Source organism: Paenibacillus sp. 102 (assembly GCF_039549175.1).
In the GTDB taxonomy this organism is placed as follows: Bacteria; Bacillota; Bacilli; order Bacillales; family Bacillaceae_G; genus Bacillus_A.
Genome location: NZ_JBCGHT010000027.1, coordinates 38,639 through 47,009, shown reverse-complemented (window position 1 = coordinate 47,009; position 8,371 = coordinate 38,639). Strand labels below are relative to the sequence as shown.

Here is an 8,371-nt window from a genome sequence, read left to right as displayed (position 1 = left end):
AAAATTGAAACCCGTCAGGGTTTATTTGATATGCCCACTTTTATAAAATCTATAAAAGATAATAATAAACTATATGAAAAGACCGCATTTTGTATGAAAATATACCTTAAGTTGATGGATGTGTGGCGGTACCCCTACCTATCAATCTAATATCTTAGAGTACCCCCTAAACGAAATTTTTATTTCTCCATATTTAAATTATAGGAATTAAGCTCCTTTCTTTAAGCAAAAATCAGTTTTTCCCTGTTCTCTTTTTTGTATAAAAGCCTGTATATGATAGTGAAATACTACTTCTTTGGAATATAGACTAGTAAACAAGCAATTCTTGTATTTAAGCATAGAATAGAATGAATTCAATATTTGTAGAAGGAGGTGTTTTTAAATGGGTAATAATCATGATAAATGCGTATGCGAACAGTTAGTAACTTTACCATTAGGTACAGAAGTAGATATTTTTTTAAGTGGAAATACAATCGAAGACGTTATTTTTGTTAATTTCAATATGGAAAATTTTTGTGCAACTTTTGTAGATAATACAACAGAACCAGGAACTATAATTGTTTTAGATTGTGGAGATATTTTAGCACTTCGAATTCAATAATTAGATAGAAAAAAGAGCTTTGAAAAAAGCTCTTTTTTTATTTTTAGTTAATTGTGATTGTACTGATGCAATTTTATGGAGATGAAAATCTAGCTGCTTCAAAACTTGTTCCTGCGTTATTCAAAATGGTCATATTTCCTCCGCTAATAATTGTCCATACTTGAACTTTATCCCTTTTATTTAATTGTAGAATCGTACTTACTCTTACGGCATGAGGGCGTCCAACTAATTTTGGCACAAAATAGTGATCTTCTTTAACAATATCGATATCATTTACACGTATTAACATTGTTATAGTACGAGAAGTATCAAAAGGAAATTTAGCAAGAAATGCTGCACCTGCAGTAATAACATATACTCCCTTTCTTGTAGGAACAAAGGTTGAATCGGATATATTATACTCACTTTTCAAATCAAATTGTTTAGTTTCATACGTAATCTGTTGAAATTGTGATGTAAGTATCTTCTGGTTACATGCTTTTACAGCTCTAAATGCGGATGGTCTAATTAATTGTAGTAAAGTTACTATATGATTACCCCCTTTCACATTAATTTATGAATTATATAAAAAAGAGTGATTGAACAAGGATTCTAGAGGGATTGAGATTTTCTGTTTCTTTTTTAATATAAAATCTTTTATACATTCGTTTCAAAGTTGCATAACATTTTTTGAAATACCTATTTAATAAGTTTATTTGTTATGCCCATCTTTAGTACAGTCGTAGAAATGTAAAGGAATAACTCTCACATATACCTTTTTAGCGCTATGAAACTTTCAGCTTGATACTTACTCCCTACCCTTTTAGCCAGCTGTTGGAGAGTTTGTGGAAATAAAGAAGTACGTTCATCTAATACCTCATGACATAAAAAACACTGTCTTTTCTGTTTGTTTCCTATAAGAGTTCTACTCTTATAAACACAAGTAACACAGTTCAAATAAATTGAACTGTGTTACTTGTGTTGTTTAACCTAAGCCTATTTTGACCAATCAAATTACAGCATTTTATATATTTCAATTAAATTATCGTCGGGGTCACGAAAATGTGCAACACGCGCTCCCCATTCCTTACGGTCATGCGGTTCATTAACAAATTCAATTCCTTTTTCTCTAAAACGGTTATAAGTCTGATCGACATCTTCAACTTCAAATTGCAGCAAAAATTTTGATTGAGACTCAGCTTCTAAAGGCTTATTTTCTTCTCCAACCAATTCAGCCATCACTTTTCGAGATACAAGCTCAATTTTCGTTTCCCCATTATTGAAAAGAGCATATTCCATGTTTTCCTCGTACCAACTCACTGGAAATTCCAATAAATCTCTGTAAAACATGGCACTTTTCTTAAAATCTTTGACCAAAAGTCTTATTTGCAGCAACTTCAAATCAATCATCTCCTGAAAATATTATTGAAGAGTCAACACCATCGTCATTCATTGAACATTTCGTTACCCATTTCAATATTCCTTTATATTTAGCTTTGTTATTCTCATAACAAATGAAACAATATGGTTATCAGTCAACACTTTCTATCTTGATACAGAAAGAATGGTATTATTTCGTTTTTGGAGTAATGATTTGACTTCTCAATTACAGCTCCAACAGCCGCTACTATCACAAAAACTGAATCACTATATATTTTATGTTTAACTAGTTTTATTGATAAGAATATTCATTTTGGTTTTGCAACACCCTCTACGTGAATACATGTACTTTTTCATGTGGATATTACTCACCTTTGTAGGTCCATAATATCCGTATGCCTAAGTAAGTGTCTTAAAGCGTTTACATCAAAACATAAATTTTAATGTTTAATGACTTTTAAAATCTCTTGGTATTTCCCTGATTTTGAGCTACCCGACTGGATTTTTTTCGCTAATTCATTAGCATAGGTTGTTGTTGCTGGCGCAAATTTATTACGATCCCACTGATGGTTTCTAGCGATCTGTTCATCAGATAAATTATAGTATGAATACATTACTCGTCCTTGCACATCTGGAATTGGATCGTCAAAAGTTGTATCAAGATGGTACCATTTCCCTTCAATTTTCACTTGATTCCAAGCATGTGGTTGTCCATTTCCAGTTCCTGTTACAATATGATTTTCTATTCCAGCCTCTTTTAACAATTGATACGTTAATAATGCATATCCTTGACAAACAGCAGAACGGTTTGCTAAAGCTTCATATGCTGTATAAGCTTGGAAAGAAGTATCATAAGAAACATGCTTTACGACATAATCATGAATTACTTTTACTTTTTCGTGTTCATCCATACCAGCTTTGATAATGGACTTAACGATTGATTTCGCTTGTGTCTTTACATAGTTCGTTTGTTCTTTAGATTCACGGTATGTAATCTGTACTGTAAACGTATAATTCCCTGGGATACCACGAACAGAATATTGCGCACGTGCAATATTATAATTCAAGTATTCGTTAGATTCGACTGCCTTGTCATATTCTTTAACAAGTGCATCCATAACCTCATCAATATTAGAGTTTTTGGATTTGTATGTCATCGTTATATTTTCTTCTTGATTATTAATATGAGTTTTTATTTCATTTTGAAATGCGTCCAATAGTCGCCCGTCAGGTCGTGAACTATTATTGGCGGATATAGCATTTGGATTCCAAACACCATTACTTTCAAGGTAGTACTTTTTACCATTATCTTGGATCCAGCCCGTTTGCATTGCTCCGCTTCCATTAAAGTAGTACCATACTCCATTTACCTGCTGCCAGCCCGTTTGCATTGCTCCGCTTCCATTGAAGTAATACCATGCTCCGTTTACCGACTGCCAGCCCGTTTGCATTGCTCCGCTTCCATTGAAGTAATACCATGCTCCGTTTACCGACTGCCAGCCCGTTTGCATTGCTCCGCTTCCATTGAAGTAATACCATGCTCCGTTTACTTGCTGCCAACCTGTTTGCATCGCTCCACTTCCATTGAAGTAATACCATGCTCCGTTTACCGACTGCCAATTTGTTTGCATTGCACCACTTCCGCCAAAGTAGTACCATGCTCCGTTTACCTGCTGCCAACCTGTTTGCTTCACACCGTTTCCATTATAGTAATTCCATACTGATCCAGTTTGTTTCCAACCTGTATCAGCGCTTGTATAAGTGGCTACTGTTGATCCCATAACTGTTAGACCAACTGCCATAGCTAAAACTTTTATATTCTGTTTCATAAATCCAATATTCCCCTTCTCTTGACCTATTTATCTATCAAGCCTTAACACTAGGGGCGTTGCAAAACTAAAATAAATATTCAAAATTCAAATTCACTTAATTATCATAGACAATATTAGCGACTAAAAACGAGATTTGAAGTCTACAATTATGCTATTATAACAAAAATTCCAATCATTTTTTATGCGATATTGCATAAAAAATGATTGGAAAGAAAATAGCTTTTATCATTCCCTTGTGTGTCAATGAATTAACTATCTAAACTAGTTAACTGGATTGTTTTTTCTTACCTTTTTTCCTCACTGTCATCTATATCCCAAACCTTCTCTGTATATTGCTCCTGGTGAATTTCTGAAGGAGGAATAATCGTTATAATATCTAGCAACACTCCATTTGGGTCACTTGTGATAAAGTGGCGTTGACCGAACTCTTCATTTCGCAATGGAAGGTGCAGGGGGAGTTTTTCCTGGATGATTAATCTCTCGTACCATTTATCGACATCGTCAACTTCAAAGTTGAGAATCAGACCATTTACAAGCTTGCGAGAATGTGAGGGAATTGTTTCGTGGAAAGCGTTCAGTACCGCAAGCTCAAATGGAATCTCATTTTCCGATTTTCGCAGACTGACATACCAATCCGATTCAAACACCGATTCAAATCCAAAGTGACGTTTGTAAAAACTTACACTTTTCGTAACTTGATCCGTCGTTATTACAGGATAAAAGCTATTAACCTTCATTTAAAGCCCCTCCTTTTAATAGTAAGTTCTCCATTTTCTAAACATTATCATACATACTCTATGTATGATAATGTTAAAACCAAACTTTTCAAAAAAGCTTCTCGAAAAATTAACAGGATTTAACTAAGGGACTACATTGTGATATAGGCAGTTTTTTGAGGAATGTCGAAATGGTTAGTATACTGATAATTCTTCGACTAACGACAGGTAATAATCTGATTATGTGTATACATCGCTAGCGAGTTAAGTATATTGTTTTCCAAAATGGAAAAATGAGCTTAATTCTCAAATCTATCTACAAAAATATAAAATTTTCGTTATGGGAGTACTTTGAAATTTTAACTTGATGGCTATGGGTACTGTCACATAGCCATCAAGTTAAAAAATCGATTGTTCCCGAAAACGAAAAAATATCTTTTAAAAGCTATTCAATTACTCTAGAAAATAAAGTTTGTAAATCCATATCCTGAATTACAACAATAATTATTCGACCTTCATTATGAAGTTTTTACAACTTCATCTCCTAAAAATTAATCAATATATTTATAATGTATTTGAGTTGTTACTAAAAAAACAAAAAATTTTCAGGAAAAAGAAAAGTAGCACAAACGAAAAATATCGTCTGTGCTACTTTTTTCATATATTCTACTTATTCTTATACCAATTCTGCATACGTTCTGCATCTTCTAAACGCGTATGCTCTAATTTATAATTTGTGGATGCACTAGAAAAAGTCTGTGAACATAACTGAGCTCCGCGCTGAAAGTAAGACTGTGTTTTCTCGATTGACTGTACATGCCTTCTTCTCACGAGTCCCGTATATTTAGCAATATTACGATACACCATCGTCAATTGTTCCCCATCTACTCTGTAAGCACCTGCACAAAACGTTGCGTAACCAAGTGACATAAGTAATCCAAACAAAGGTAACAGTGTCCAAATCATAAAGTATTTTTCAAAATATATACTTGCGCCTGTAATCGGGACTGCTAATATACAAAAGAAAATAAAACTCTCTAACAAATAGCGACGTAGTGCCGTCTTTGGCAGTGCTGTAACATTCGTGTTTAGTTCATATGGCAACTGCAGATGAGCGAGTAATTCTGCGACGCGGTCTTTCCGAATAACCGGGTGAAGCGTAACATTCTCCTCACCTTTTTCATTGTTTTGAATCACCTCTACATGTATAGAGCAGTAGCCAAATGGTTGACGGAATATCCCTTCTTTTATCGTAATACCTTGAATGCGATGCAGCTTCAGCACAAGCTCTTTTCTCTCAAGAAGCCCTTGTGAAATGCGAATTTCATCATTTTTACGATGTACGGTAAAGTTCGCATGCTTTAAAGCGTAGCCAAACGTGGATACAATCCACGAAACAACAAGCAAGATCGCGACCATATAAATCCAGCCATACACATCATTATCCATTACATATGTTTCCACCCTTTTTTCAATCCATTTTGGGATATATTCATCTACTTGGGAGTAAACAAAGAATAATAGAGAGAACAACAAACCAAATTGACCGGATGTCACAGAAGCTAATAAAATCTCTTTCCAAGTCAACTTATATTCCGTTTTATGCTCTTCTTCCAAACTAGCATTTACAGCATCCTCTTGTATTTCCACAGGCTCCTCTGTAGATTCATTTAACATCGTAATTAATGTTTTTGCTTCATCATTCTTAATACCAGCTAAGCTAACTTCAGGCTCATCACCACCGCCAGCTGTTTCAATTTTGAGCTTCGTTAAACCTAATATTTGATATAACATACTTGAACTTGTATTAATCGTCTGGACACGTTCTTTATTTAAATAACTTTCTTTTTTTACAAATAATCCTTGTTTAATGTGCAGTACATTATTTTCAATCCAATATACTTTATAGTACCAATTCACAATAACTGAGATAATGGAAATCCCTAAAAAACCTAACGGCACTAAATACCAAAATGGGAATTTCCCTTTTAAACTAAACAGAAAAATAATAAATGGTATAAAGTCTTTTATTTTTAATTCCAATAATATCGTGATTGGATGCTGCCTCTTATACATCCTCATCACTCACCTTCGCAAGTTCTCCAATTTGACGCTTCAATTGTTCTGCTTCTCTCATCTTCAATCCTGGAATACTATGAGAAGTAGCCGCTGTTGAAATTTGTAATTCTGCTAAATCGTATTTTCTCATAATTGGGCCTTGCTCAATTGTAACGTGCTGTACACGAATCATTGGAACTAATACACGTTTAACTGTAAACATACCGTGCTGAATCTCTAATTCTTCTTCATTTAATTGATAACTATGATAACGCTGACGTATTTTTTGGAAAAGAAAATACTCAAACGGTGTATACACAATCGTAATTCCAATCAGTGTATAAAAAATCCATTCCCACCAATTAAACTTAATCATGAAAAAGAGATACGCAAGGATGACTAACACACTTATGCCCAGCTCAATTAAAACACGAGTTTTCCAAACTTTGACCATATCAGGATGAATTTCATTTTCCAATGGCTGCATCTAATCACTCCAAATCTAGTAATCTAATATATGAATTCTCTCATTCTACTATTTTACAGAAAATTACATAGGAATAGAAATGTTTTTATTATAATTCTTTCTTTTCATCATCTTTCTTCTCCGGGATGAAATAACCGAACCAAATCAACCAAATGAGGCTAATCAATGCTGTCCATTCCTTTTCACCTTGAAACGCATCGATTATATTTGGAAATTTATAAACGCCAATTAGTCCAAGAAAACCAAGCCACCAGTCTTTTCGAAATTTCATATTTCCCGCTCCTCTCTACCGATTCATTGATTTCCAGCATCCACATCACGGCTCCGAAAACAAAAGAGACCTCCTTTTGTTTTCACTCGACACGGGGCAAAAAAGGGCTCTGACCGCTTCTATTCCTGGGCGGACGCTCTCTTCCACCTAAAAAGGATGGTTTTCCATCTATCTATTTTCGATTTCCCATCTCCTCATCACGGCCTCCTAAACAAAAGCTGACTTCCTCTTACTTCCTCCTTTTGTCCTCGCACGGCATGGGGCGAAAAAGGGCTCTGACCGCTTCTACCCCTGGGCGGACGCTCTCTCCCACCTAAAAAAATGTCTTTTGTCTTTTGTCTTTTGTCTTTTGTCTTTTGTCTTTTGTCGTTTCTTCAATTTGTGCTTATCTACTTACTACTTACTCGCACACTTTTCACACTCTCAGTCCAAATATCTTTATAATTTAATTTGAATCCCATCAACATCGAATTGCTCATATTATCAATTACGAGCGCTAACATATGGGCCTTCTCTTCTGTTTTTTCTTTTGAAACAACGCCCAACTCTGCGCCTTTCTTTAATAAATCTGCAAAACCGGTTAAGAAATCTTCCTGCACTTCAAATAATCTCTTCTGATACTTTTCATTTCGTACTGCTGTTAAAATAAATTCATTTAGCACGCGGAGTGTCCCTGGATCTTCTTCATATTCTGATAACATGTACAGACCATCTTCTATTAATCGCTCTTCAAAATTCTCCTTTGTGTACTCTTCTTTTGCAAAGTACGCTGAAAAATAATAATCTGCAAAAATTGCTTCAAACAAAAAATCAATAAGCGCTTCTTTAGATGGGAAATGATAATAAATAGCCGGCTTTGATATTCCCACTTCTTTTGCAATCATAGACAGGCTCATCTTTTCAATGCCATGCTCTGCCATCAGTTTAAAAGCTGCTTCTACTATATTTTGTGATGTTTGTATATTTTTTGCCATAGTTACTCCTTTTTACTTAACGGTCGGTAAGTAAATTATAATCGATAAATATATATTGTGCAATGACGAAGAA

General features: G+C 34.5%; 9 protein-coding genes. 1 reads left to right on the top strand and 8 read right to left on the bottom strand.

All coding sequences use genetic code 11. The features are described 5' to 3' along the window. The first annotated feature begins 382 nt into the window (after positions 1-382). Positions 383-601, top strand: coding sequence for a penicillin-binding protein (locus AAIE21_RS27335; RefSeq protein ID WP_343269589.1), 219 nt, complete (start codon positions 383-385; stop codon positions 599-601). 73 nt (positions 602-674) lie between these two features. On the opposite strand, the gene AAIE21_RS27330 is transcribed toward AAIE21_RS27335, so the two are convergent. From AAIE21_RS27330 to AAIE21_RS27295, 8 genes are all read right to left on the bottom strand, one after another. Continuing rightward, complete coding sequence (locus AAIE21_RS27330) at positions 675-1,013, bottom strand: hypothetical protein (RefSeq protein WP_343269588.1); 339 nt, start codon at positions 1,011-1,013, stop codon at positions 675-677. Positions 1,014-1,594: 581 nt separating this feature from the next. Beyond that, positions 1,595-1,981: a VOC family protein gene (locus AAIE21_RS27325; RefSeq protein ID WP_343269587.1), complete on the bottom strand. Its 387-nt coding sequence runs from the start codon at positions 1,979-1,981 to the stop codon at positions 1,595-1,597. Positions 1,982-2,400: 419 nt separating this feature from the next. After that, a complete protein-coding gene (locus tag AAIE21_RS27320; protein WP_343269586.1) occupies positions 2,401-3,789 on the bottom strand; it encodes a transglutaminase domain-containing protein in 1,389 nt (462 codons plus the stop codon). Between the two features lie 287 nt (positions 3,790-4,076). Beyond that, a complete protein-coding gene (locus AAIE21_RS27315; RefSeq protein ID WP_343269585.1) occupies positions 4,077-4,529 on the bottom strand; it encodes a VOC family protein in 453 nt (150 codons plus the stop codon). 645 nt (positions 4,530-5,174) lie between these two features. Beyond that, positions 5,175-6,584: a PH domain-containing protein gene (locus AAIE21_RS27310; protein ID WP_343269584.1), complete on the bottom strand. Its 1,410-nt coding sequence runs from the start codon at positions 6,582-6,584 to the stop codon at positions 5,175-5,177. Continuing rightward, positions 6,577-7,053, bottom strand: a complete 477-nt coding sequence (locus AAIE21_RS27305; protein WP_343269583.1) for a PH domain-containing protein — start codon at positions 7,051-7,053, stop codon at positions 6,577-6,579. Before AAIE21_RS27305 ends, AAIE21_RS27310 begins: the two co-directional genes overlap by 8 nt. 88 nt (positions 7,054-7,141) lie before the next feature. Continuing rightward, positions 7,142-7,324, bottom strand: coding sequence for a hypothetical protein (locus AAIE21_RS27300; protein WP_343269582.1), 183 nt, complete (start codon positions 7,322-7,324; stop codon positions 7,142-7,144). A 389-nt stretch (positions 7,325-7,713) separates the two neighbouring features. Then, positions 7,714-8,298: a TetR/AcrR family transcriptional regulator gene (locus AAIE21_RS27295; protein WP_343269581.1), complete on the bottom strand. Its 585-nt coding sequence runs from the start codon at positions 8,296-8,298 to the stop codon at positions 7,714-7,716. Positions 8,299-8,371 lie beyond the last annotated feature (73 nt).

Coding starts and splice junctions, on each gene's coding strand:
- AAIE21_RS27320 (WP_343269586.1), bottom strand. CDS start 3,789: ATGAAACAGAATATAAAAGTTTTAGCTATGGCAGTTGGTCTAACAGTT.
- AAIE21_RS27310 (WP_343269584.1), bottom strand. CDS start 6,584: ATGTATAAGAGGCAGCATCCAATCACGATATTATTGGAATTAAAAATA.
- AAIE21_RS27300 (WP_343269582.1), bottom strand. CDS start 7,324: ATGAAATTTCGAAAAGACTGGTGGCTTGGTTTTCTTGGACTAATTGGC.
- AAIE21_RS27305 (WP_343269583.1), bottom strand. CDS start 7,053: ATGCAGCCATTGGAAAATGAAATTCATCCTGATATGGTCAAAGTTTGG.
- AAIE21_RS27295 (WP_343269581.1), bottom strand. CDS start 8,298: ATGGCAAAAAATATACAAACATCACAAAATATAGTAGAAGCAGCTTTT.
- AAIE21_RS27335 (WP_343269589.1), top strand. CDS start 383: ATGGGTAATAATCATGATAAATGCGTATGCGAACAGTTAGTAACTTTA.
- AAIE21_RS27315 (WP_343269585.1), bottom strand. CDS start 4,529: ATGAAGGTTAATAGCTTTTATCCTGTAATAACGACGGATCAAGTTACG.